The sequence below is a fragment of the Enterococcus sp. AZ149 genome (genome assembly GCF_051714285.1).
GTDB lineage: Bacteria > Bacillota > Bacilli > Lactobacillales > Enterococcaceae > Enterococcus_D > Enterococcus_D entomosocium.
This window is the reverse complement of the sequence record NZ_JBIORO010000001.1, coordinates 3,412,022-3,438,882: the sequence shown is the minus strand read 5'-3', so window position 1 is coordinate 3,438,882 and position 26,861 is coordinate 3,412,022. Positions and strand designations below refer to the sequence as shown.

Annotated in this window: 15 protein-coding genes and 1 pseudogene; 10 read left to right on the top strand and 6 right to left on the bottom strand. The window is 41.2% G+C overall.

The window, feature by feature from the left end; genetic code table 11:
- Nucleotides 1-24: 24 nt before the first annotated feature.
- Nucleotides 25-3,675 carry a DNA-directed RNA polymerase subunit beta' gene (rpoC, locus tag IGI94_RS15920; protein WP_034871965.1) on the top strand — a complete coding sequence of 1,217 codons (3,651 nt, stop codon included), beginning with the start codon at nucleotides 25-27 and terminating at the stop codon, nucleotides 3,673-3,675.
- 214 nt (nucleotides 3,676-3,889) lie between these two features.
- Here rpoC and IGI94_RS15915 read toward each other — a convergent pair whose 3' ends face one another.
- A complete protein-coding gene (locus IGI94_RS15915; RefSeq protein WP_438899958.1) occupies nucleotides 3,890-5,308 on the bottom strand; it encodes a helix-turn-helix domain-containing protein in 1,419 nt (472 codons plus the stop codon).
- Between the two features lie 295 nt (nucleotides 5,309-5,603).
- Here IGI94_RS15915 and IGI94_RS15910 point away from each other — a divergent pair, with 295 nt between their 5' ends.
- Nucleotides 5,604-10,796 (top strand): Spy0128 family protein, encoded by a 5,193-nt coding sequence (locus IGI94_RS15910; protein ID WP_438899957.1) that lies wholly within the window; start codon nucleotides 5,604-5,606, stop codon nucleotides 10,794-10,796.
- Between the two features lie 81 nt (nucleotides 10,797-10,877).
- Here IGI94_RS15910 and IGI94_RS15905 read toward each other — a convergent pair whose 3' ends face one another.
- Nucleotides 10,878-11,549 (bottom strand): prepilin peptidase, encoded by a 672-nt coding sequence (locus IGI94_RS15905; RefSeq protein WP_438899956.1) that lies wholly within the window; start codon nucleotides 11,547-11,549, stop codon nucleotides 10,878-10,880.
- A 125-nt stretch (nucleotides 11,550-11,674) separates the two neighbouring features.
- Between IGI94_RS15905 and IGI94_RS15900 the strand changes: the two genes are divergently transcribed.
- Entirely contained in the window at nucleotides 11,675-12,163 is a 489-nt protein-coding gene (locus IGI94_RS15900) for a Dps family protein (protein WP_005230382.1), read from the top strand.
- 40 nt (nucleotides 12,164-12,203) lie between these two features.
- Here IGI94_RS15900 and argH read toward each other — a convergent pair whose 3' ends face one another.
- A complete protein-coding gene (argH, locus tag IGI94_RS15895) occupies nucleotides 12,204-13,583 on the bottom strand; it encodes an argininosuccinate lyase (protein WP_438899955.1) in 1,380 nt (459 codons plus the stop codon).
- A 54-nt stretch (nucleotides 13,584-13,637) separates the two neighbouring features.
- Nucleotides 13,638-14,852, bottom strand: a complete 1,215-nt coding sequence (locus IGI94_RS15890; protein ID WP_438899954.1) for an argininosuccinate synthase — start codon at nucleotides 14,850-14,852, stop codon at nucleotides 13,638-13,640.
- 406 nt (nucleotides 14,853-15,258) lie between these two features.
- On the opposite strand from IGI94_RS15890, the gene rplM reads away from it, so the two are divergent.
- Both rplM and rpsI read left to right on the top strand, forming a co-directional pair.
- Nucleotides 15,259-15,705, top strand: a complete 447-nt coding sequence (gene rplM / locus IGI94_RS15885; RefSeq protein ID WP_301280258.1) for a 50S ribosomal protein L13 — start codon at nucleotides 15,259-15,261, stop codon at nucleotides 15,703-15,705.
- 15 nt (nucleotides 15,706-15,720) lie between these two features.
- On the top strand, nucleotides 15,721-16,113 hold the full coding sequence (gene rpsI, locus IGI94_RS15880) for a 30S ribosomal protein S9 (RefSeq protein WP_003128901.1): 393 nt from the start codon (nucleotides 15,721-15,723) through the stop codon (nucleotides 16,111-16,113).
- An 88-nt stretch (nucleotides 16,114-16,201) separates the two neighbouring features.
- Here rpsI and IGI94_RS15875 read toward each other — a convergent pair whose 3' ends face one another.
- Complete coding sequence (locus tag IGI94_RS15875; protein WP_438899952.1) at nucleotides 16,202-16,558, bottom strand: tyrosine-type recombinase/integrase; 357 nt, start codon at nucleotides 16,556-16,558, stop codon at nucleotides 16,202-16,204.
- Between the two features lie 185 nt (nucleotides 16,559-16,743).
- A pseudogene (locus IGI94_RS15870) lies at nucleotides 16,744-17,367 on the bottom strand (hypothetical protein); the annotation flags it as partial.
- Between the two features lie 104 nt (nucleotides 17,368-17,471).
- Between IGI94_RS15870 and IGI94_RS15865 the strand changes: the two are divergent.
- From IGI94_RS15865 to IGI94_RS15845, 5 genes are all read left to right on the top strand, one after another.
- Complete coding sequence (locus tag IGI94_RS15865) at nucleotides 17,472-17,717, top strand: helix-turn-helix domain-containing protein (RefSeq protein WP_438899951.1); 246 nt, start codon at nucleotides 17,472-17,474, stop codon at nucleotides 17,715-17,717.
- 378 nt (nucleotides 17,718-18,095) lie between these two features.
- Nucleotides 18,096-20,108: a DNA methyltransferase gene (locus tag IGI94_RS15860; RefSeq protein WP_438899950.1), complete on the top strand. Its 2,013-nt coding sequence runs from the start codon at nucleotides 18,096-18,098 to the stop codon at nucleotides 20,106-20,108.
- Nucleotides 20,109-20,124: 16 nt separating this feature from the next.
- A complete protein-coding gene (locus tag IGI94_RS15855) occupies nucleotides 20,125-23,100 on the top strand; it encodes a type III restriction-modification system endonuclease (protein ID WP_438899949.1) in 2,976 nt (991 codons plus the stop codon).
- On the top strand, nucleotides 23,097-24,374 hold the full coding sequence (locus IGI94_RS15850) for a hypothetical protein (protein WP_438899948.1): 1,278 nt from the start codon (nucleotides 23,097-23,099) through the stop codon (nucleotides 24,372-24,374). Before IGI94_RS15855 ends, IGI94_RS15850 begins: the two co-directional genes overlap by 4 nt.
- Nucleotides 24,358-26,244, top strand: coding sequence for an SNF2-related protein (locus IGI94_RS15845; RefSeq protein ID WP_438899947.1), 1,887 nt, complete (start codon nucleotides 24,358-24,360; stop codon nucleotides 26,242-26,244). Before IGI94_RS15850 ends, IGI94_RS15845 begins: the two co-directional genes overlap by 17 nt.
- The last annotated feature ends 617 nt before the right edge of the window (nucleotides 26,245-26,861 follow it).

Here is a 26,861-nt window from a genome sequence, read left to right as displayed (position 1 = left end):
GAAATGAAATGGAGGGAACCTTTTTTGATCGATGTAAATAAATTCGAAAGTATGCAAATCGGTTTGGCTTCTCCTGAAAAAATCAGAAGCTGGTCTTATGGTGAAGTAAAAAAACCAGAAACCATTAACTACCGTACGTTAAAACCTGAACGCGAAGGGTTGTTTGACGAGCGTATTTTCGGTCCAACCAAAGACTGGGAATGTGCTTGCGGCAAATACAAACGGATCCGCTATAAAGGCATCGTTTGTGACCGTTGCGGCGTGGAAGTAACACGTTCAAAAGTGCGTCGTGAACGCATGGGACACATTGAATTAGCAGCACCAGTATCACACATTTGGTACTTCAAAGGCATTCCTTCACGGATGGGTCTTGTCTTAGACATGAGCCCACGTGCATTAGAAGAAATCATCTACTTTGCTTCATACGTAGTGATTGAACCAGGAAACACCAGCCTTGAGAAAAAACAACTATTGACTGAACGGGAATACCGTGAAAAGCGTGACCAATACGGTCAAGAATTTTCAGCAGCGATGGGTGCCGAAGCCATCAAACAATTATTAGATGGCGTTGATCTTGAAGGCGAAGTTGCTGAATTAAAAGAAGAATTGAAAAACGCGACTGGTCAAAAACGGACCCGTGCGATCCGCCGTTTGGATATCTTAGAAGCATTCCGTGCTTCAGGAAACAAACCAAGCTGGATGGTCATGGACGTTATCCCAGTTATCCCGCCTGATTTGCGTCCAATGGTGCAATTAGAAGGTGGACGTTTTGCCACAAGTGACTTGAACGACTTGTATCGTCGTGTAATCAACCGTAACAACCGTTTGAAACGCTTGTTAGATTTGAATGCACCAAACATCATCGTTCAAAATGAAAAACGGATGCTGCAAGAAGCAGTCGATGCCTTGATCGATAACGGTCGTCGCGGCCGTCCAGTTGCAGGGCCAGGGAACCGCCCATTGAAATCTCTTTCTCACATGTTGAAAGGGAAACAAGGTCGTTTCCGTCAAAACTTGCTAGGAAAACGGGTCGACTACTCAGGTCGTTCAGTTATCGTCGTTGGTCCATTCCTTAAAATGTACCAATGTGGTCTGCCAAAAGAAATGGCGATCGAATTGTTCAAACCATTCGTGATGCGGGAACTTGTTTCTCGTGAAATCGCGTCAAACATCAAAAATGCCAAACGCAAAATCGAACGTCAAGAAGACGAAGTTTGGGATGTCTTAGAAGATGTCATCAGAGAACATCCAGTGCTATTGAACCGGGCACCTACGCTTCACAGATTAGGTATCCAAGCATTTGAACCCGTCTTAGTTGAAGGCCGTGCCATTCGTTTGCACCCACTTGTTTGTGAAGCCTACAATGCCGATTTCGATGGAGACCAAATGGCCGTTCACGTACCATTGAACGAAGAAGCGCAAGCAGAAGCACGTATGCTGATGTTAGCAGCCCAAAACATTTTGAATCCAAAAGACGGAAAACCAGTTGTAACACCATCTCAGGATATGGTCCTAGGGAACTACTACTTGACGATGGAAGAAGAAGGCCGTGAAGGGGAAGGCATGATCTTCCGTGACATGGACGAAGCAGTTACGGCATGGCGCAATGGCTACGTGCATTTACACACACGGATCGCCATCAATCCAAACACTTTAGGGGACAAACCATTCACGTCTGAACAAAAACAACGCTTGATGGTAACAACGGTGGGTAAAGTGATCTTTAACTCGATCATGCCACCAGAATTCCCATTCTTGAACGAACCGACAGACTACAACTTGACGGTTCAAACACCAGACAAGTACTTTATTGAAGCCGGTACAGATGTGCCTGCCTTCATCAAAGAACAAGAGCTTGTGGGCCCATTCAAGAAGAAAAACTTAGGAAACATCATTTCAGAAGTCTTCAAACGTTTCCGCATCACTGAAACGTCACGCATGCTTGACCGCATGAAAGACTTAGGATACAGCCACTCAACAATGGCGGGTATCACCGTTGGTATCGCTGATATCATGAACTTGCACGAAAAACATGAAATCATCGACAATGCCCACAAACAAGTTGAAACGATCACGAAACAATTCCGTCGTGGATTGATTACCGATGACGAGCGTTATGAACGAGTTATTGGTGTTTGGAATGCAGCCAAAGATGAAATTCAGTTAAAACTGATGGAATCATTGGAAGCGAAAAACCCAATCTTCATGATGTCTGATTCCGGTGCCCGTGGTAACATCTCCAACTTTACTCAGCTTGCTGGGATGCGTGGATTGATGGCCGCGCCTAACGGACGAATCATGGAGTTGCCGATCATCTCAAACTTCCGTGAAGGTCTATCTGTCTTGGAAATGTTTATCTCGACCCATGGTGCCCGTAAAGGGATGACCGATACCGCCTTGAAAACAGCCGATTCCGGTTACTTGACACGTCGTCTCGTTGACGTTGCCCAAGATGTCATCATCCGTGAAGACGATTGTGGTACTGACCGTGGTTTAGACATTCAAGCAATTCGCGAAGGAAACGAAATCATCGAATCTTTAGAAGAACGTTTGATTGGACGTTACACACGTAAATCAGTGATCCATCCTGAAACTGGCGAAGTCCTTCTAGGGGTCAATGAATTGATCACTGAAGATTTAGCTAAAGCCATCGTGGACGCTGGTATCGAAACAGTATCCATTCGCTCTGTCTTTACATGTAACACCAAACATGGTGTATGTAAACATTGTTATGGCCGCAACTTAGCTACTGGTTCTGAAGTTGAAGTTGGGGAAGCAGTCGGTACCATCGCTGCCCAATCAATCGGTGAACCTGGTACTCAGTTGACCATGCGTACCTTCCATACCGGCGGGGTTGCCGGAGACGATATCACGCAAGGTCTCCCTCGTGTCCAAGAAATCTTTGAAGCCCGTAATCCGAAAGGACAAGCGGTCATTACCGAAGTTACCGGAGAAGTCATCGATATCTCAGAAGACCCTTCAACTCGGACCAAAGAAGTGACTATCAAAGGGGAAACCGATACGCGTACGTATACCGTTCCTTATACTGCCCGGATGAAAGTAGCAGAAGGCGACTTTATCCATCGTGGTGCGCCATTGACGGAAGGTTCGATCGATCCAAAACAACTGTTACAAGTTCGCGATGTCTTGTCTGTTGAAAACTACCTATTACGGGAAGTTCAACGCGTTTACCGGATGCAAGGGGTAGAAATCGGCGACAAACATATCGAAGTAATGGTTCGTCAAATGCTGCGTAAAGTCCGCGTCATGGATCCAGGTGATTCAGGCATCTTGCCAGGAACACTGTTGGATATCGCCGACTTTAAAGACCGCAACTACGACACATTGGTAGCCGGCGGCGTTCCTGCAACTAGCCGTCCAGTCCTACTAGGGATCACGAAAGCATCTTTGGAAACCAACAGCTTCTTGTCTGCTGCGTCCTTCCAAGAAACCACTCGTGTGTTGACCGATGCAGCGATCCGCGGCAAGAAAGATCCACTTCTTGGATTGAAAGAAAATGTTATCATCGGTAAGATCATCCCAGCTGGTACTGGTATGCCTCGTTACCGTGAAATGGAACCAAAAGAAGTAACAGTTGCCAGCGAAAATGTCTACAGCATCTCAGACATCGAAGCACAAATGGCTGCTGAAGACGCATTGAATAGCCAAAACTAATCAATGCCCAGCACCTGATTGACTCAGTGTGACGGAAAAGCTTGTCATTCTTCGGAATGGCAAGCTTTTTTTGTCTATATTATAGAAATTAATGTTATTAGGTCCATATGTGCAAAAGAAATCACCTTCGAAAGTATGATGAATCCCGACATGCGCTCAAATTGTTCCTTGGCGTACGTCATTCAACTCTTTCGAAGGTGATTTTTTTTGTTTATTAGTTTTCCTCTTGCCGTTCTTGCAGCATATGAATTCCCTTTTCCTGAACCTGCCGAGCGATAAACGCCAAGTCATTCGAAGTCAGGTTGATGTCTGCATAATGAAATAAGTTTTTTCTGCAGGAGGGGGTCAGATTGCCGATGATCAAATCATAAGTCTCGTCCAGTCTGGTCAGAGAAAACGAGTCCAGAGGATTTAAAATCGTGATGGTTAGCTGATAAGGAATAAACTGTTGGATTTTCGTTTGGATAAATTCCGTATGGTAACTATTCGTATCATAAAACAAAGCTAAGCGAAAGCCAGCATTGGCATCGATGATTTCTTTAGCGAAATTTGGGAAAGATATATGGAAAATATAAATCAGGTAATTGATCGTACTTGGTCGAATGATCGGTAAATTTGAATGGGTCAAAAGGTGAACGATGTCTCGATTGACTGCCTGTTGGACCAAATCACAGTTGTTGACAAAACGAGCAAAGCGATCATCCAAGATGCAGTAAGGAACGCGCAAGTTGATCCCAAGAAAATAAGAAAAGACCACAGCGTCGAGTTTCTCTTCAAAGTCGGCTTCATGATAGTTGTACTTTTTAAATATACGTTTGGTCATTTGATAAAACTCTTGTTTGGTCTTACGAAAGACGTTGGGGTCTTGACCAATATGGGTCGTGACATAACCGACCATTTTCTCGACGTAGGCCCGACTGTAGCCGGTAAATTCGCTCAAATCGATTTTCTCTAAGAAATATTCGACGTGGTTTCCATTGGGGTTGGAGGCGTATAGGCGATCGCGCTTCGTGTTGATATAGATCACAAAAGCGATTTTTTTGATGTCGGAAAAATAAAGCTTTAAGGGCGTCGCTGCCGCCATGATACGGGCGATTTTCAAAAAATCCTGTTCTTGGTTGATGTTGGCATCCACAAATTCATACTGGTACTTTTCTAAGAAGAAAATCAGAAAAAACTGGCGAATGTTGTGTTCATTTCCTTTTAACTGGATGGGTTTGGTCGCGATGAAGAAATCATATGGTGCCAGAACCATGTTGATCCTCTTGATCAAACGAATGATCGACGATTTGCTTAAATTTAATTCTAGAGCCAACATATCATAACTAGTGAAACTTGATGAGAAGAGTAGTTCCAATAATTGAAATGCAGAAGAGCGAGTCAAAAACTGGCTGTATACATCTAGCCGAGTAGCAAAGGGATGCAGGTGGAGGCGAACAGCTGAATAATCGTCAAATTGTAAGTCCAGAAACGAAAATTCATTGTCGATTTCCGCGATATAGGTTTTTGCTGCAGACATTGAAATGGAAAATTTTACTGCCAAATCGTGAAGACTCGTTCCCTGATCGTCTAATAAATACTCAATCAGCTGTAGTTTCTTTTGTGTCGTAGATGATAACAATTTCCGTAACATGATTGCCCCTGAGCCCCCTTTTAAGTAAATAGTATCACGTTTTTACATGTATTCAAAAAAATTGCGTGTTGTATTTTTTTTGAATACATCCCACCCCAAAATTTTGGGAAAATAGAAGTGTGGAATAGTAGTAATACGTTTGATACAAGTAGCAAAGACCAAAATTTTTGAATCATGGGGAGGAGGCAAAAAGCAGTTGTTTGTTGGGATATCTTGCTCACTGTTGAACAATGTTATTCGTCGAGCGTTTCCGAGATCAATTGAAAAAATTTAAATAAAAAAGGAATGAACAATTATGAAAAAACAATTTTCTATCTATATATGTTTGCTAGTCTTGCTTGGCTCCATTTTTTGTGAACCAACGATCATACTAGCAGAAGCAATCAACGCAACCGAAAGTACCGAAAGAACGACTGAAACGCTGGAAAGTACCGAGCCTGAGACGGGAACGATCGATACGGAAAAAGCACCTACGGATTCATCGACAGCGGGAGCAGTTCAGTCAGAAACGAGTCAAGCAGAAGAAGAACAAGCAACCGTCCCTAGTGAAAGTCAAGCAACCCAAGCATCTTCGACACTGAATCAAAACAGCATTCAACCCCGAGCACCAGATACTGAGGCGGAAACGGAAGCTTCTACTACCGCTGAGAATCTTAGTGCCAACCTAAACGAACGGGGAGTACAACTTTTTGACAATGTCCGAATTACTGACTTAAACGATCAACCCTTCACTGCCGAAAATCCACCGATGTATAACGGCAACATCAAAATTCATTTTGACTGGTCGTTAGCAGATACGGAAGAAATTCGCGCTGGCGATTATTATACGTATCAATTACCGGAATATTTTGCTATTCATAACACCGTTAACGGCGAATTGACCCGTTCTGGTGGGCAATCGATCGGAACCTTTACCTTAGCACTCGATGGCACGTTGACTGTTACTTTTAACGAAGCGGCACAAACACTTTCCAACCGCTCAGGGACTATCGATCTAATTACGGAATTAAGTGTGAGCACTGTCACCGAAGAAGTGACGATTCATACTGGGATCTACGATGAAGATGGTCATGAGATCATCATTACATTGCCTATTTATGAAGTCGACATCATTAAGACTGGTAACGTGACTTCCAGCGGTTCAGTGGTTTGGGAAATTATTTTTAACCAAACCAGTCGTGAATTGCATGATGTGGTGATCACCGATAAAATGCCTCAAGGTTTGTCTTATAGTACTTCGACAGGCTACTTGTACGATGAAGCCACCGAGGAGTGGGTTCGTACCGATGGCTTATATACCTTTAACAGCGTTAACAACACGTTTACCTTCAATCAAACGGTTAATCAACCGGTTCGAATCGTGATCAATAGTGCAGTCACCGATCCAACGGCTTCTTCTTTCAAAAACACGGCAACAATCAACGGCAGCGATTTTACAGAAAAAACTGCAGAAGCAACGGTTACTTACGATGAGCAATCGGAATACAAACGGTTCAAAGGCTATGATCAAGAAACGAAACGAGCATCATGGGAAATTTCCGTCACATTGGACAAAGACCAAGCCAGAGTTTTGGATCAGACCTATTCAGGAACGGATCCTGAAAAAGCCCTACATTTTTTTGTTCCAGAGACTTTGGTGATCACGGACAAAGATGGTAACTCTATCCCAGCAGAAGATTGGTCCTTTGATGGGACGTACCAGCTGGATAAAGAGGGGGAAATCGTCCGCTTTGGCATCACGTTTGCCAAAGCTGGTTACTACAAGATCCAATACGATACCCAGTTGTATGAATCTGTTCTAGCTGATACTCGTATTTACAACTACGCTTCGATCCGCGACAATCAAAATACCTCATTGACGGGCAGTGGGACAGTGACGCCAACCAAAACGATCGGTATCGTGAAAACAGCTGGCACCAAAGACTATGAAACGAAGACTGTCGCATGGAAAATTGATGCCAATACCAATCAGCAAAAAGTCAGTGACCTGATCATCGAAGATCGCTATCAATTGATCTCTGGCGCAAACAGCAGCGCACTGGCCTTGTTGGCGGATACGCTGGTAGTGACGGCAAGCGGAGTGACCGAGCCTCTAGAGCTCAATACCGACTATACGCTAGAGCTAATCACAGAAACGAAAACGCTAGCCGATGGCTCAACGAAGGAACTTGAGACTGGTTTTCGGATCAAGCTGCAAGGGGCGTACCAAACGACCTCGGCAACGATCACGGTTAATTTCAAAACTAGCTTCGATGTTTCACAGCAGATCGCATTAGGAAGTTCTAGCAGTCGTTTTAGTAATGCAGCGTTTGTCCATTATAAAGACGAAGCCGGCAATACGTTCACGGAAGCCTCTGAATCCAATACTTGGATGGATACCAACTGGTTAAAAAATGCCTTGAAATACGGCCTATTTATTGGTGAAGGGGAAGATGTCGCCAAAGCGATTACTGCCGTATTAGGTCGGAACTTAGGAACTATTTTTGATGAGCAGACCGCCTCTAGCGATCAAGTCTATTGGATGGGGCTATTCAATACGTACAAAGAAAAAATCAACAAAGATGCAATCATCACGGACCAGCTGCAAGAAGGCCAAACCTTGAAAGACTTGGCGCTTTACACGGTCACAGTAACTGGGTATACGACGCAAGTCAGAGCACTGAAAGAGCAATTGGTGCTAAACGAGGATTACAGTTACACTTATGACCCTGACACGAAAAAAGTTACGATCACCTTGCTGAAAGAAACGTCAGAAACACTGGCGGTCTTCTTGGCAACGGAAGCAGCGGAAGAAGTATTTACCTACAAAAATACTATTACATTGACGGACAATGACACAACGTTGACTGCCGATGGCCAAGTCGACAAGTCTGCGAAAACGGACTGGTTGATGAAAAATGGTAGCCAGAATGCCGACAACAATCGGTTGATCGATTGGGAAATCATGATCAATGCTGATAGCCGCAAAATCCACAATGCGGTAGTGACCGATACCATCAACTACAATCAACACACCTTTTTACGAGATGCCGACGATGCCGTGATCGTAGATGTGTATGAAGCGGTCTTAAACAATGGTACGTGGGAAAAAGGAGAAAAAGTCACCTTCACCAACGAAGACAATCCGAAAATCACCTCGGATGTGGTAGCAGGGACGCAATCGTTAGTGATCGCTTTTGAAGAAATGATTGATAAACCATACTTTATCGTTTATCAAACACAACTTGACCCCGGGATTTTGAATAATGAACGGGTGACCAACAATGTCAATTTGATGGGTAGTGAGATCGAGATTCACACAGTGACCAAAGAAATCACCATCAAATCGACAGACGGCAGTGGAACGTCTTCTGGGACGAACGGCTCTTTGACGATCGTGAAATACGATGCCGATGGCACGAAAGAACGAGGGATCGATGAAGAAGCGGTTTTCCAATTAAGCCGCAAAAATGCGCAAAATACCTATGAAGTCATCTTGTCGAACCTGGTGGTGAAAAACAATCAGATCATGGAAAACGGCAACGCCATTGATCGGATCGATAATCTACGTTACGGCGATTATATGATCCAAGAAATCACCGCACCGGACGGATACGAACGAGATGCGACTCAGTACACCTTCACTATTTCTGATAAGCAAGTCAATTATGTCTTTGAACTAGCCAACAAGCGGGAAATCAAAGAAACGACCCACGCCTTGAATGTTCAGAAGCTGCTTGATGGGCGCGAGCTAAAAGACGGCGAATTTACGTTCCAACTAGTGGATGAAACTGGCTCTGTGATTTTAACACAAACCAATGACGGCAACGGTCAAGTTGCCTTTGACGCCATCACTTACAACGAGCCTGGCGAATATCATTACACGATTCGGGAAAAAGCCGGCGATGATCCAACCATCACCTATAGCGACAAAGAACTAAAGGTAACCGTGACCGTCACTGAAGAAGACAGCCAGTTGATTGCGAAAGCAGTCTATGAAGGCAATCAAGTCTTCGAAAATGACTATACGCCAAAAGCCGGTAGTGTCGTTTTGAATGCTGAGAAAGTGCTGATCGGTCGTGATTTGAAAGCAGAAGAATTTGACTTCGAATTAGTCAATGAAGCAGGAACTGTTCTTCAAACAAAAGCCAATGATGCAACCGGACAAATCTACTTTGACGCGCTCGCCTATGAGGAAACTGGCGAATACCGCTATACCATCCGTGAGCAAGCAGGAAACGATGGCACCATCACTTACGATACGAGAGAACTGGCAGTAGTCGTGACCGTCACTGATGAAGACGGACAGTTGACCGCAGTGGCAGAATACGAAGGCAACCAAGTCTTTGAAAACAGCTACCAACCAAAAGTTGGCAGTGTCTTACTAAGTGCCGAGAAAGTATTGACCGGTCGTACGTTACAAGCAAATGAATTCGACTTTGAACTAGTCGATGAAGAAGGCAACGTACTTCAAACAAAAGCCAATGATGCCACTGGCAAGATCTACTTTGACGCTCTCGCCTATGATGAAACAGGTGAGTACCACTACACCATTCGTGAGAAAATAGACAGCGATGGCACTATCACGTACGATACAAAAGAGCTTGCAGTAGTCGTGACCGTCACCGATGAAGACGGACAGTTGACCGCAGTGGCGGAATACGAAGGCAACCAAGTCTTTGAAAACAGCTATCAACCAAAGGCTGGTAGTGTCGTATTGAATGCCGAGAAAGTCTTAACTGGTCGTACACTACAAGCAAATGAATTCGATTTTGAACTAGTTGATGAAGACGGAACTGTTCTTCAAACAAAAGCCAATGATGCCACTGGTAAGATCTACTTTGACGCTCTCGCCTATAATGAAACAGGTGAGTACCACTACACCATTCGTGAGAAAACAGGAACTGACGGTACCATCACCTACGATACGAAAGAACTGGCAGTAGTCGTAACGGTCACCGATGAAGCTGGACAGTTGACCGCAGTGGCGGAATACGAAGGCGATCAAGTCTTTGAAAACAGTTATCAACCACAAGCTGGCAGTGTCGTGCTAAGTGCTAAGAAAGTCTTGACGGGTAGAGACTTGCAAGCCAACGAATTCGCATTTGAATTAGTGGATGAAGCTGGAAAGGTTCTGCAAACCCAACGCAATGACGCAAATGGAACGATTACCTTTGATGCATTGACGTATGACGATGCTGGGGAACATCGTTACACGATTCGTGAGAAAGCTGGCAATGACGCAACGATCATCTATGATGAAACCACCTATCAAGTGACGGTCACCGTCAAAGATCAAGACGGAAAATTAGTGGCTGAAGCGGAACAAACGGCAGACATGGTATTCAACAACCGTGTCAAAGAAGGCAAAACAACGAAGCCGGGCATTGGCAACTTACCGAAAACCAATGACACCACGACCGCTGGTTGGGTCGTCTTGGGACTGTTGTTAGTAGTGATCGCAGTAGGCATCTACCTTGATCGCAAAAAACGGACGCCGTTATCATAGGCAGGGGAAGCAACAGAGCAGAAAGAGAAAGCGGGATGAGGCCAACTTGTCCCGCTTTTTCCTGCCCCGTTTTTCTTCACTTCAAAGAAAAAAAGCGTCAAAAGTATGAAACGCTAGGAAGCGAACAATCAGCAAACCCAGACTCAAGAAGGGGATGAAGGGCAACTGCGCCAATCGTTTCTTCCAAATGCCTTGATAGCTAAAAAAAGCGAGAAGTCCAAGACTGCTGGCTACTAGTAAGAGGGCTAGAAGTGTCGTCGGCGCTAGCCAAATGCCCCAACCTGCCAGCACTAAGAGATCGCCACCGCCCATTCTTTCCTGCCAGACAAAAAAGACCAGTGGAACCAGCAAGCCTAAAGACAGCCATTGAAAAGAAGCGCCGCTCCTAAGCTGTGCCAGCGCTAGCAGTAGGTGGGCGGGGTACAGCAGTTGCGGGTAGACGCTATAGTCTATCAAGTCGGTCAAGCTGAGTAAAAAGGCACTGGTCAGCCAGACAAAAGCCAGGAAGCTTTGGGAATCATGAAAGGCAACCACGCAAAGTCCGCCATAGCACAAGCAGACGATGGCCCAATAAAGCAGGGGTAAAAGCCATCTTGTAGGAAGGCGAAAAAACCAATGGTTACCCGAAACTTTGTTCACCTTCTGGTAATGAGAACGAGAATCACTTTTTGACGGATTCCAAAACAGGGTTTGTAAGAGCAAAAGCCAAAAGAAGCCGAGTAAAGCGCCTAAAAAAAACACGAAAATCGTCATTTTTCGATCCTCCTTATAAAGAAATACGTAAGAGAGTGAGAAATTTTCTCAAATAGATGATTTTGTTGTACTTTTTATTTGTTTCGTATTATCCTTAAAATAGATAATTTAGAGGAGGAATCGTTATGAAATTTGAACAAACAAAAGAAGTATTAAACCAACTTGTTGCTGATTTAAGCCAAATGGCTATGGTCGTTCACCAAACACACTGGTACATGCGTGGACCTGGCTTTTTGACATTGCATCCAATGATGGACGAATTCATGGATGATTTAAATGAGCAATTGGATGAAGTTTCTGAACGCTTGATTACATTAGATGGTTCACCATATTCAACTTTGCGTGAAATGGCTGAACACACTCAAATCCCTGATGAAGTGGGTAACTGGGACCGCACGATTCCAGAACGCTTAGCTACATTGGTGGAAGGCTACCGTTACTTAGCGGACTTATACCAAAAAGGGATCGAAGTATCTGGTGAAGAAGGCGACGATCCAACCCAAGATATCTTCATCGGCTTCAAAACAGCCATCGAAAAACGTATTTGGATGATCCAAGCGCACTTAGGCGAAGCGCCATTGATCGATCCAGCGAAATCTCGCGTACGTCATTAATCGACAAAAAACCAGCGAAGAAAATTCTTCGCTGGTTTTTTTACTTGCCCGCCAATAATGTTTTGGCTGCTTCAATTTGTTGTGCCACTTGATCAAAACCGGTGCCGCCATAAGAATGACGATTTTTGACGGCGGTATAGGAATCAAGTTTTTCAAAAATATCGCTGTCGATGGCAGGATGGATCGCTTGGTATTCTTCCAAGGAAACATCTTGCAAATAGATGCCTTTGCTCAAGCACTCACTGACGAGCTTGCCGACGATCTCATGGGCTTGTCTGAAAGGCACACCTTTGCCGGCTAAGTAATCCGCTAATTCTGTTGCGTTGGAAAAATCCTTTTCAGTGGATTCTTGCATTCGTGCTTGATTGACCTTCATCGTTGCGATCATGCCCGTCATGATCTGCAAGCTTTTCGTGATGGTTTCGGCACTGTCAAACATGCCTTCTTTGTCTTCTTGGAAATCTTTGTTGTACGCCAGCGGCAAGCCCTTCATGACCGTCAAAAGACCAAAGAGGTTCCCATAGACACGTCCTGTTTTTCCACGGATCAGCTCCGCCATGTCAGGGTTTTTCTTTTGAGGCATGATGGAACTGCCGGTGGAGAAGGTATCGGTCAGTTCCACGAATTGGTACTCGTGGCTGCACCAAAGAATCAGCTCTTCACAAAAACGAGACAGATGCATCATCAATAAAGAGGCATTGCTTAAAAATTCCAAGATAAAATCACGATCGCTGACCGCATCTAGGCTGTTGCTGTAAATATTGCTGAACCCTAACTCTTGAGCGGTGAAATCACGATCGATGGGGAAGGTAGTTCCTGCCAAAGCGGCACTGCCTAAAGGCATCACATCGATGCGGCTCAAACTCTCCTTGAAACGCTCTTGGTCACGTGTCAGCATACTGTAATAGGCTAAGAGGTGATGGGCAAAAGAAATCGGCTGTGCATGCTGGAGATGGGTATAACCGGGCATGATGGTGTAGATGTTGGCTTCGGCTTGTAAAACCAGCGCTTCTCGCAATTCAGCGATCAAGGTGATCACGTCTTGCACGACTTCTTTCAAATACAAATGCATATCGGTCGCCACTTGGTCATTACGACTACGGGCAGTATGCAATTTACCTGCCACGGGTCCAATCAATTCATGCAAGAATGTCTCGATGTTTAAATGGATGTCCTCATTTTCAATCGTGAAGGTCAATTCGCCAGCGGCCAATTGCTGCTGAATCGTGGTCAAGCCGCCAATGATCGCTTCGCCATCGGTTTGACTGATGATGCCCGTATGGACCAGCATTTTGACATGGGCCAAACTGCCAAGAATGTCTTGTTTTGCTAACTTTTGATCAAACGTGATGGAAGCCCCAAAAGCATCGATCCATGCTTCATTTTTCCCATCGAAACGTCCACCCCATAATTTTGCCATATTCTCACCTCAAAAAAAGATTACGGCTGAAGCGGCAGCTTCAGCCGTGCATACTTAAATCAATGTTTCTGTTAGTTGCTGTTGTGCTTGGATCTCAGCGTGCACTTTGCTTGGCAGTCCCCATAATTTGATGAAGCCGATAGCCGCATGCTGATCAAAGGTATCTGCAGACGTGTACGTTGCTAAGTTTTCATCGTACAAACTATTTTCTGATTTACGTCCTTCACAAATGACGTTGCCTTTGAACAATTTCAAACGCACGATCCCGTTGACGTAGACTTGCGTGCTTTTCAGGAAGGTAATCAAGGCTTCCGTCAATGGATTGAACCAAAGACCATCATAGATGACTTGGGCTAATTGCTGCTCGATGATTGGTTTGAAATGCGCCAATTCCCGAACAAAGACCAAATCTTCCAATTCTTTATGAGCCGTCATCAAAGCGATCGCTCCTGGACATTCATAAACTTCCCGTGATTTGATTCCCACCAGACGATTTTCGATATGGTCGATCCGACCAACGCCATGCTCGCCAGCCACCCGGTTCAGTTTCATGATCAATTCTGCTAGATTCATCGTTTCGCCATCAATGGCCGTCGGTACCCCTTGATCAAAGGTGATCTCAACGATCGTTGGTACGTCAGGAGTATCTTCTAATTCTTGCGTGATGGCGTAGGCCCCTTTTGGCGGCGTTGCCCAAGGATCTTCTAAGACGCCACACTCACAGGCACGTCCCCACAAGTTTTGATCGATGGAATACGGATTGTCCAAATCAGCGGGAATCGGCACCCCTTTTTCAGCTGCATAGGCAATCTCTTCTTCCCGAGACCATTTCCATTCCCGAACCGGTGCGATGACTTTCAAGTGAGGCGCTAAAGCGGCAATCGCTACTTCAAACCGAACTTGGTCGTTGCCTTTACCGGTACAGCCGTGGGCGACAGTCGTTGCGCCAGTCGCTAATGCCAACTCCACCAATTTCTTGGCGATCAATGGACGAGACAAAGCGGAAACAAGAGGATAAGAATTTTCATAAAAAGTATTGCCTTGTAAAGCGATCAAAGCAAAATCTTGGGCGAATTCTTCGCGGGCATCGATGGCATAAGATTCAACCGCGCCAACTGCCAATGCTTTGTCTTTAATGGACTGAGTGTCGCGACCTTCACCGATGTCTAGGCAGCAAGCCACCACATCATATCCTTGGTCCGTTAACCATTTAATTGAAACGGAGGTATCTAATCCTCCAGAATAGGCCAATATTACTTTTTCTTTCATACTTATTAACTCCTTTTCCGCGTGTTTTCAAGTGATTGAAGCTATCTTATCAGAATAAAAATAATAAATCAAGGGTAAAATTAAATATTTATACATAAAAGTGGTGATTATCAGGTTTTTATACTATTATCGGTGATTAAGGAAAAGAAGTGGATGCTCACTTTGTTGATGAAAGTTTATACATAATATTCATAAATCTATTCAGTTTTAGCAGCCTGCAACAACAAGTTTCGTTTTTCAGAGAAAATGGCAGAAAACGAATGGAGAAAATTTTCGAAAAGAGGCGGAATTACGTTGACATTAGGCTTTATAGAAGGTATTATGTTATATGGTATTGTTTGCCCCACAAGAGCCCCGGAAACTCAAGTGTATGTCAAACATTCGTGAAATTGAATTGGAGGAAAAAATTGTGCGTACAACATATATGGCCAAACCAGGCGAAGTAGAACGTAAATGGTACGTAGTAGATGCAACAGATGTTCCTATGGGTCGTCTTTCAGCAGTAGTAGCATCTGTCTTACGTGGTAAAAATAAACCAACATTCACACCTCATGTGGATACAGGCGATTTCGTAATCGTCATTAATGCAGAAAAAATCAAATTAACAGGTAACAAAGCAAGCGATAAAATTTATTACCGTCACTCAAACTTCCCAGGAGGATTGAAATCAGTCTCTGCTGGAGAATTACGTGCTAAAAATTCTCGTCGTTTGATCGAAACTTCTGTAAAAGGCATGCTTCCTAAAAACACTTTAGGCCGTAAACAAGGAATGAAACTTCATGTTTATGCTGGCGCTGAACACCCACATGCTGCACAACAACCAGAAGTATTGGACATCACAAACTTAATCTAATAGGAGGGAATTTCATTGGCACAAGCTCAATATATCGGCACTGGCCGTCGTAAAAATGCAGTAGCCCGCGTACGTTTAGTACCAGGTACTGGTAAAATTACTGTTAACAAAAAAGATGTTGAAGAATACATCCCACACGCAGACTTGCGTGAAGTAATCAACCAACCATTCGGCGTTACAGAAACTAAAGGTTCATACGATGTTTTTGTAAACGTAAATGGTGGTGGATACGCTGGACAATCAGGTGCAATCCGTCACGGTATCGCACGCGCATTGTTACAAGTTGATCCTGATTTCCGTTTAGCTCTTAAACGTGCTGGCTTACTTACTCGTGACGCACGTATGGTTGAACGTAAAAAACCAGGTCTTAAGAAAGCTCGTAAAGCTTCACAGTTTTCAAAACGTTAATCGTTGGTATACCAACGATTTCAGACACTTTCTCATTGCGAGAAGGTGTCTTTTTTTCGTTCTGGTAATTAGAAAGGTAATAACAATATTACAAACCAGTGTAAGCAATGAATTTTTCTAACGCATTTCGTTGAGCTTTTTCACTAACATGAGAATAAGTGTTAAAGGTAGTTTCAGCATTTTTATAACCCAACCGATCTTGTGTTTCTTTAATGCTCGCACCACCTTCTAAAAGTAAAGAGGTGTGAGTGTGTCGTAATCCATGAATAGTAACGTGCTTAAGTTTATATTTCTTCTCTAACCGTTTCATAATATTATTGGAATAATCTGCGTGTAGAGGCTGGTTAATAGCTCCATCTGCATTTACATAGGTAAAGATAAGTTGCTTTTTAGTTTTTGTATTTATGCCGAATTGTAAAAGTTCCTCTGCTAGTCTTTTTTCCAAAGCTTTAACAGTTCAATGGTCTGAAAATCAATTGGTAAAATTCGTTCGGAAGAGACATTTTTTGTATTCTTCTGAATCCTGATTGTTTTTCTGGTAGCATTCGGATCTTCAGTGCGAATTGTTGCATAACTTTTTCCGATGTGTAGTAACTGTTCTTCGAAATTAATATCATTGTTCTCGTGTTAAAGAGGTGTCTCCAAATAATCTGGTGAATATTCATAGTCAACGTAACCTGCTAATACAAAAGAGAGTAATCCATTATTTAGTGTCAGATTTAATGGATGATCGTAAGCTTTTATTTTTTTTAACTTCATATTGTCCATATCTTCAGCCATAAAAGTTGAGTTCGTGATTTCATCTTCGGTTTCATTAAAAAAGTTATCCGAATAATCGCTTATTTTTGAAAAGTCTTTATTGGCACCAGCCTCAAAAAATTGTTCAACTTTTTTAGTATAAAGTTGTGCTAACGCTCCTTTATCAATATTAATTTTGATATTTTTATGTCTATCAATTTGTGTGCTGTTCAGTAAGGGAAGATCAGCTTTTAGTTTTATATTGTCTTGATTTCTTTCAATTTCAATTGGCAAAATCTTTTCAGTAGATTCAGTTTCTGATAAAGGGACATCTAGTTTTTTATCATGATAATAAGCTTCAAATTCATCTGGAACCGGAAAAAAATGTATAGGGTAATTCCTTTCTGAGGTTGTTGTAATAGTTTCCGTACTTGTAGAACTTGTTTCAGAAGTGGTACACCCGTTTATAGTTCCGATGAGTAAAGCGCAGGTTAGAATGATTGCAAATTTCTTCAAAAAAATTCCTCCTTAAAATTGGGTGTGGACTAATATTAGTCCCATTGTAGCATACCAAATCTTTAATATTAATAAGAAAAAGGACTAATTTTAGTCCAGAAGGTGTGCTATTCTTGAAAGAGGAAAAAATTATTGATAGAGAAAATGTAATCGGTAGCAATATTAGACGAATCCGAGTAGAAAAAGGAATGGGCCAAACAGAATTAGTACGAGAACTACAGCTTAGTAAAATGGCTATAACTAGGGAAACATTGGTTAAGATTGAAGGCGGCCGGCAACACATTAAGTTAGATCAATTAAGAGCTATTAAAGATATTTTACAGGTGTCTTATGAAGACTTGCTTCAATGACTACTTGTAGTCTTTTAATTAAAAACTATTATGGTACACTCTTATGTGTCACGAAGAAATACTGGTATAATAATGAATGAGGTACGCAACGTTAGGGTATACTTATGTGTTATATAGCTAAATATTGACTTCACACGATATATAACTTTGTAAAATACTATAAAATAGAAATTTTTAACCAGTAGTCGTAGATGTTGACAATGACCCAAGCAACTAAGCTAAGCGTTCTGTAACAATCCCGCTATGAAGCATATATCTATTTTGTTGGTCATTGTGAAAAGGCTATTTTCTTTAAGCTTTTGAAATTATCAATAAGTATACCATTCATAAATAAATATAAATGTTATTACTATATTCATGTGAAATGAGGAGAACAAAATGTTTAAAGAAATCATGGATGAGAATGAAAAGGTAAAACCCAATACGGCTTTTTTGAAAGATTTAGAGAAAAAACTTCCAGAATTTTTTTCAGATTACAAATATGACTCGACAGGTAAAATTGTTAGAGAACCAATGTTTGATTTAGAAAAATTCATAAAGGCTCTAAGAGAAAGAAATATCTCTGAGTTGAATGATGGTTATCAAATTGACTTTATTGGAAAAGACTATGCAAAAAAACAAACAGGAGAATCACCGGAATCTGTTATTACTCCTACGAAAAAAGAACAAATAATAACGAATCAAAAAAATAAAGAGAATATCTTTCTCACTGGAGATAACCTCGAAGGCTTGCGGCATTTAATAAATAATTATGAAAACTCGATTGATATGATTTATATAGACCCACCTTATAACACTGGTTCAGATGGATTTAATTATCCTGATGATTTCGAGTACAGCGGAGCACAATTGAAAAGGATGTTCGGGCTTAATGATGAAGAGTTACAAAAATTGACAAGTATCCAGGGGAAAGCGACGCACTCAGCTTGGTTAACATTTATGTATCCACGTCTATGGTTAGCCAAGCGATTATTGACAAGTAAAGGGGTTATTGTAATCTCTATTGATGATAATGAAGAAGCAAATTTGAAACTGCTCTTAAATGAAATTTTTGGAGAAGTCAATAAGCTTCCGGGGTTTGTGTGGCAAAATAAACAAGGTGGTGGGAATGACTCAACACATATCGCCGAGGAAACAGAAAGTATTCTTGTGTATGCAAAAAATATTTTCAATGTACCTAAGTTATTCGAACCTTACGATGAAGAATACGAGAAACGATACAAAGAAAAAGATGATATTGGAAAGTTTTATTGGGATACTTTTAAACGAAAGTCAGGGAAGCAGTACTATCCAATTACTGCGCCAAACGGGGAGGTGATTGAAAACGATGAAAATGGGAATCCAATAAGTTGGCTACGATCCCAAGAAAGGTACTTAAAAGATCTTGAAGAGGGAGAAATTAAATTTACAAAGCTTAACAGTGGAAAATGGAGTATTCAATTTAAACAACGTATCCCCTCCGGAAAGAAACCGCGGAGCATAATTACTGACAAGGGAACGACGTCAACAGGAAGTGCTGAACTACTATCATTATTTGGCAAGGATGTATTTAGTAATCCTAAACCAAGTTCATTAATAAAATATTTGTTGGAAATTTTTACAACTGAAGATTCGACAGTGCTAGATTTCTTTGCTGGATCGGGAACTACTGCAGATGCAGTGATGCAAATCAATCAAGAAAATGAACTCTCCAATAGGAAATTTATCTTAATTCAGCTGGATGAGCCAACATATGTTAGTAATAGTGATGGTACGATATATCCAAAGCCAAATATATATAGTAAGAATGCTTTTGAATTGGGATTTATGAATATTGCGGATTTGAGTAAAGAAAGAATCGTTAGATCTTATAATAAACTAAGAAATTTAGATAACAGGGACAGGAATGCATCAAGATTTATACCTTTTAATGCCTACCATATTTCGAGACCTAAACAATCTACTATAACTGATATTGACTCGTTCGATATTGATTCTGGAATGTTTGTTAGTATTTCTGGCGAAATGACCCAACTTAGTGAAAGTGGCTTCGACGATATGATCACCCCATTCTCTGCAGAAGCACTTGGTATTGAGGGTGATGCTACCGGTGAGGATACTATTGTCACGACTTGGATGGTTGCTGATGGTTATAAATTTGACGCTCAAAAAGAAATAGTTGATTTTAAGGGGTACTCCGCTACTTATACGGATAAAACACGCTTATATCTCATCAATGAGGGCTGGGGATCAGAACAAACTAAAGAGTTAGTAAATTTGATTGGTACCAATCAAATGATTGTTCAAACCGTGGTTCTGTACGGATATTCCTTCAGTTTAGAAAGCATGCGTGAACTAGAGATTGCTTTGAAACAACTAGATTCTAAAGTAAATCTAGTGAAACGGTATTAAGGAGAGGAGTTCGAAAATGAGAATATTACTCGAAGAGTTACCTCACCAAGAAGCGAGTTTGGAAGCTATTCTGGCAAGTTTTCCGGGAATCGATGAGCAATCAAATGATCCAGATGCAAACTATGTCTATGCCAATCCATTAATTAAGGGCCGTTATAACGAAAACATCAACATAGATGTCAAAATGGAGACGGGGACGGGTAAAACGTATGTTTATACTCGCATGATGTATGAACTTCATCAGCAAACTGGTCTTTTTAAATTTATTCTAGTTGTTCCTAGTCCCGCAATTAAAGAAGGAACTAAGAACTTCATTCAAAGCGATTATGCCAAACAGCATTTTTCTCAGTTTTACGGGAATACTAAAATCGAGCTCAATGTCATCAATGCTGGTGATTTTACTACACGATCTGGTCGTAAGAATTTCCCAGCTCAACTTCTAAATTTTGTGGAGGGCAGTCATCAAAATGCCAATTCTATTCAAGTATTACTGATTAATGCAGGTATGCTTAACTCGGCTAATATGAAAAAAGATGACTATGATCAGACGCTGATTGGTGGCGTGACAAGCCCGTTAGTAGCATTACAAAATACACGTCCAGTGATAATTGTCGATGAACCGCATCGTTTTCCAAGAGATAAAGCGAATTACAAGGCTATCCAAGCATTGAACCCACAAATGATCATACGCTTTGGTGCAACTTTCCCAACGCGTACGGAAGGAACTGGCCGAAATAAAGTCGTTATTACGGACTATTATCGTAACAAGCCTCAGTTTGACTTGAATGCCGTGGAGAGTTTTAATGGTGGTTTAGTTAAAGGAATTGATATTTACTATCCCGATTTGACTGAGACCCAAGCAAGAAATACTTATAAAGTGCAACGTGTGGCAGCAAAAGAGCTAGTCTTAAAACAAGGTCAAAAGGAATGGACCCTTGGTGTTGGCGATAACCTTGCTGAGGTAACCTCAGAGTTTGAAGGTGATGTAACTTATGTTGGTTCCAAGACGTTGAGTAACAATTTGGAACTGGAGGCAGGGATGACCCTTGTTCCAGGGACTTTTCGTTCAAGTTATCAAGAGTTGATTATTCATGATGCCATTGATCGTCATTTTGAAACGGAGCAAGAAAATTTCTTGCGAGAGAATAATAAAGAGTATAATTCCCCGCGTATTAAGTCTTTAAGCTTGTTTTTCATCGATAGTATTAACAGTTATCGTCAATCTGATGGTTGGCTGAAACAGACTTTTGAACGGATATTAAATGAGAAACTTACACGATTAATTCGGGAGTATGAATTTAAGCGTCAGCCAAGGGAAGAAGAGTATTTGAGTTTTCTACAAGCTACGCAAGCTAGTCTAAACAGTGATACTCAGAATGTTCATGCGGGTTATTTTGGTGAGGACCGTGGTTCCGGTGATGAAGCGATTCAGGCTGAAGTTAATGATATTTTGAAAAACAAGGAAAAACTATTGAGTTTTAAGGATGAAAATGGCAATTGGCAAACAAGACGTTTTTTATTCTCAAAATGGACTCTCCGTGAAGGCTGGGATAATCCAAATGTTTTTGTGATTGCTAAATTACGGACTTCCGGTAGTGAAAACAGTAAAATCCAAGAAGTTGGGCGCGGTCTGCGACTGCCGGTAGATGAAACAGGTCATCGCGTGCAGCAGGATGAATGGTCCTCTCGACTAGCCTTTTTGATCGGATATGATGAGAAAGAATTTGCGAAATTATTAGTCGGCGAAATTAACAGTGATACTAAGCTGGATCTTAATGAAACAATGTTGACGGAAGAAATGATCTCGGCAATTGTTGAATCCAGACAGAAAATTGACGCCAGTTATACGGAAGATATTTTGTTAGAAGAATTAGATGGTTTAGGATTGATTACACGATCTAACAACTTTAGAGAATCGGTGACAATCGACGGTGTTGAAAAATCGGGATTTGACTGGTTGATGAGTAAGTATCCTGAACTAGATCAAAATCGTTTGCAAAAAGACCGTGTCCGAGAAAACAATAAGCCTGATAATAAATTGCGAATCAGACTTAAAAAGGAAAACTGGGCAGAAATTAAAGATCTTTGGAAACAATTTTCTAAGCGGTACATGGTAGCATTTGAGCGAATTCCAGAAGACAACATGGCGGATATGGTGAAGAGTGTTCTGCTAAAACGTGACAATTATACTAAACAGCAACCAAGCCGAATTCGGCAAAGTGTTGAGGCCAGTGATGATAATCGTCGAACGGTTCTTCGAGAACAAGACACTCTCTACAATCATCAGTATTTACCGGGATTAAAGTATGGTCAGTTTATCAAAAGGTTGACCATAGCAACCGGAATTCCAGTGAAGTTAGTACACAGAAATCTTTTACACATGCTGAAGAATGATTTGCATGGTGACCAAGAATATCTGAGTGAAGACAGTTTGGCGACATTAATTAGAGAATTCAAGAATCGATTTGAAGAGAGATACAGCCAAGAATATGAATTTAAACCTTTAGAATTTCAAGCGAGAACTTCAGTGTATGATGTTGAAACAGATGATTTTGTCAAAGACATTGGAGCGGAAGTGATTGGTGTTCATATCGATGAAGAAGCAGGAGAAAGCTCAAGTTATCTTTATGAGAATCCTCCGATGCGTTACGATAGTGTCAATCCAGAGAGAGAACTACTTCGTCATGACTATGGAAATAAGGTGACGGTCTTTGGTAAATTGCCTAAGAAGGCTATTCAGGTGCCAAAATACACTGGGGGAACCACAACACCGGATTTCGTTTTTGTTGTCGAGAAAGAAGACGACACCAGCGTTTATTTATTAGTCGAAACGAAAGCTGAAAATATGCGGATTGGTGATGCTCGCATTGTGGAAATTCAAAAGAAATTCTTCGAAATGTTAAAAGACCACCAAGTGAAGTATAAAGAAGCAACCTCAGCAAAAGATGTTTATAAAGAAATTGAAAAACTTAGTAAGGGAGTGAACGAATGATGGAAAGTATCTCATTAATTGATTTAGCAGAGCAAGGACAATTAACCAAAACGGGCGCTCGTCCTAAACTGCCAATTCGGCTACCAAATGTGAATGAAAGTATTTTAGACGTTTATCGAATTCCTTTAAACTATCTTTATTACAACAATGAAAATGGACGGATTGCTTCCGCAGTAACTCGTTCTCAAATGGAACTTTTGCCAGATCTTGATGAGGATAATCCTGAATACAATATGGCGGTGGAATCCATGATTGTTGAAGACGATGCACCCAAATTAAGAGCAACCAAGAAAGATATCAAACAAAATTCCCAACATGTGCCAGGATATGTCTTATCTGACGGCCGAGTAATCGATGGGAATCGGCGTTTTACGGCATTACGTCAGTTGGCTCGTGAATCCGGAGAGACCTACTATTTTGAAGCGGTAATCTTACCGTTCTCTTATGAGTCTAAAACTGAACGTGCTGAAATTAAGCGACTTGAATTGGCGATTCAGATGGGGGTTGAAGAAAAGAAATCCTATGATCCGGTTGATTTGGCCGTAGACACATATCAAACGGTGGTCGCTGATCAATTACTGACTGCGGCGGACTATGCTAAGGAATCTCGGTCAACTAAAAAAGATGTGGAAAATCGCATTGATACTGTAGGCTTAATGCAGGATTATTTGGAGTTTATCAATGCTGCACCAAATGCATACCATATCATTAAAGATACAAAGCTCTATACACCACTTTTTGAATTTTCGAAAAAGTTGGCACGGCAATTTCCACATAAAGGTCCATCCTACGAGCAGTCAAAAGCGACAACGTTTGCTTTGCTTAGTAAGATGTTGTCTGTTGGTGAGGATACCGGTCGTGAAATTCGAGTGTACTTTAAGGATGTTCTTGCGAGTAGTGAAAGCAATAATTTTAACGATGCAGTAGAAGACAAGGTTGAGGATCTGCGTGACAAACTAGAGGAAACCACGATTACTTCTGCAGGAGACTTACGCAAGGCCCTAGCTAAAGCAACACCAGAACTGCGTAGTATCAATGAGGATTATGTCCAAACTGTTAACCGGCAAAATCGTGGGAAGAGCGTGGAAAGTTTTATCGGTGACGTGCAGGAGTCATTTGCTAGTCTTGAGGATATGAAAAAAAGTGGAGGATTGATTGGGAATCTGTCATTTTTTGAGTTAGGTAAGGATCAGGTTAAAGAAATTCGCGACCTTCTTATTCAAATCAATATTACTAGCAGAGAACTAATCGATATTTATGAAAATGAACTCTAATCCGGAAATTCGAACAGTAACAATAGACGGGGTAACCTATTACCAACTTGTGGATAGCGTTAAACATCCTTTGGATGAGAGAAGGATTCAGCGATTATTAGATAGATATCAAAGTTATTTTGTTGATCGAGGGGAATTACTGATTGATTCAGAAATGAATTATGTTCAGCTTGAGGAGTTGCTGGAGAAGTTAAATGCAGGGCTCGAAAAGTTAGGATATCCTCCGGTTATGGTTGATCGCGGGATAGAGAACTACATTAGCAATAGTAAATACGCCATTCGAGAGCATCAAACAGCTGGTTTGACAATCAAAGACTTTGATGAACGTTGGACTCCTGAATTGACAGGGTTTACTGAGATTCTTGATCAAGAGATAACACGACCATTGAAACCTAAACAGGTGCAAGCTAGTTTCTATTTAGCAAAAATGAAAAGAGCAGCCAATTTTTCTGTCCCGGGGGCTGGGAAAACGGCGATGATGTACGGTGCCTTTGCTTATCTCTCAAGTCCACAAGTTAATGAGGTAGATCGTTTGTTGGCGGTATCACCGATTAACGCTTTTGAAGCTTGGAAGACGGAGTTTAAAGAAGTTTTTGGTACAAAGCGGGAGCTACACTTCATGGATTTACGGACTACTCGCTATAAAGACCCTGGGAAAATTCGAAGTGACTGGAGTATCAGCAACGTTGTAGTCATTAATTTTGAAGCTCTAAAGGGAAGACTGAGTGTTTTAAATGAATTGATTGACGAACGGACGATGATTGTTTTTGATGAAGTCCATCGTGTGAAAGGAATTGGTGGGCAGCGAGCTCAGGCTGCCCTTGATTTAGGACCATCAGCTCAGTATCACTATGTGTTGACCGGAACGCCGATTCCAAACAGCTATAAAGATATCTATAATTTTCTACATCTGCTTTATGATCGTGAGTATGATAGTCACTTTGGTTGGGACGTAGGCGAGCTGGAAAATCCGGTCCCTTCAGTAGTAAATCAGAAATTAGCTCCTTTCTTCTGGCGGACGAATAAAAATGACCTGCAAGTACCACCGGCAGATTCGGATAATATTATTTCTGTTGCAACTAATTTCGATCAGAAGTTAGTTGCAGAAACAATTTACGAGCATGAAACAAGTATTCTTTCGATTTACTTGCGCTTATTACAGGCATCTACGAATCCAGCGTTACTTACAGATCGTTTGAATTATTCTGAATTAGGTCTACTAGACAGTGAAGTCGATTTGAATCAGTTCACAGCACTTACAAAAGAAGAAAAGGCTGATGTTCGTAAACAAGCTTATCTCAATCTTGGTGTTGAAAACATGAGCTCGCCAAAATTTGATGCAGGAATTGAATTGGTGTTAAATCTGGTTCATTCTGGGAAAAAAGTGCTAGTCTGGGGTATGTTTGTAAAAACGATGATTAAGATTAAGAAAACTTTGAAAGCTCATGATATCAGTGTAAATTTAGTGTATGGAGCTACGCCAAAGGATGACCGAGTAGATCTAATCAATGAATTTCGTGACGGTCCAGTTCAAGTGTTGATTTCTAATCCTAATACATTGGGAGAGTCGATCTCTTTGCATCAGTCTGTTCACGATGCGGTTTACTTTGAATATAATTTCAATCTAACCTTTATGTTACAGTCACGAGATCGAATTCATCGTTTGGGTTTGGCACCAAATCAATATACACGTTACTACTACTTGATGACTGAAGGTGATCGTGCTCATCAGGGTTTTATTGATAAAAAGGTATATGAGCGCTTGAAAGAGAAAGAAGAGGTTATGGCAAGAGCTATTGATGGTAACTTTTTGGTACCAGAAGTTACGAATGATTATTTAGAAGATGTAAAGCGAATAATATCAGGGTAATATCTTAACCTCAAAAGCTAAGTTTTGAAAATTAGAAGAGACTAATCATTTATTTGTTTTGAATTTTGGAATCGAAAAATTCCATTTATTTTTTTATATTCTTCTATCAGCCAACTCGCCAAGTTGTGGTAATGATTTGAGGTAATGACAGGATATAACTCTATATAGTTCAGCAAAACTCTATGAACATGGGAATATTGATTCCACACGATATATATCCCTTTAAAACACTATAAAATAGAAGTTTGTTTAACCAAGTCTCAAGAAAGATCATAAATCTTCACAATTCTCTAAGCGTTAATTTTTGCTTTATACCAACGTTTCAGGGCTCTTTGTCAATAAGGACTGATGAGTTGTGCAAAATCAAGACACTTTCCAATTTTTGGAAAGTGTCTTTTTTTGAGAGAATAGGTATGAAAAAAGGTACGAGTTTTTTGATTAGCTGTTTTTAAGAGCTGGATATTTAGTGGTAATAGCGTTCTTTATAGGTGAATGTCACGTTATTTTAATGTTTTATTTTATTTTACTTTGCTTCTATAGCCTCATTTAGACGTTTCTCAAATTTTTCATATAGAATCAAGAAGAGTAGTTAAGTATAATCAAAAAAGTTAAGAAGC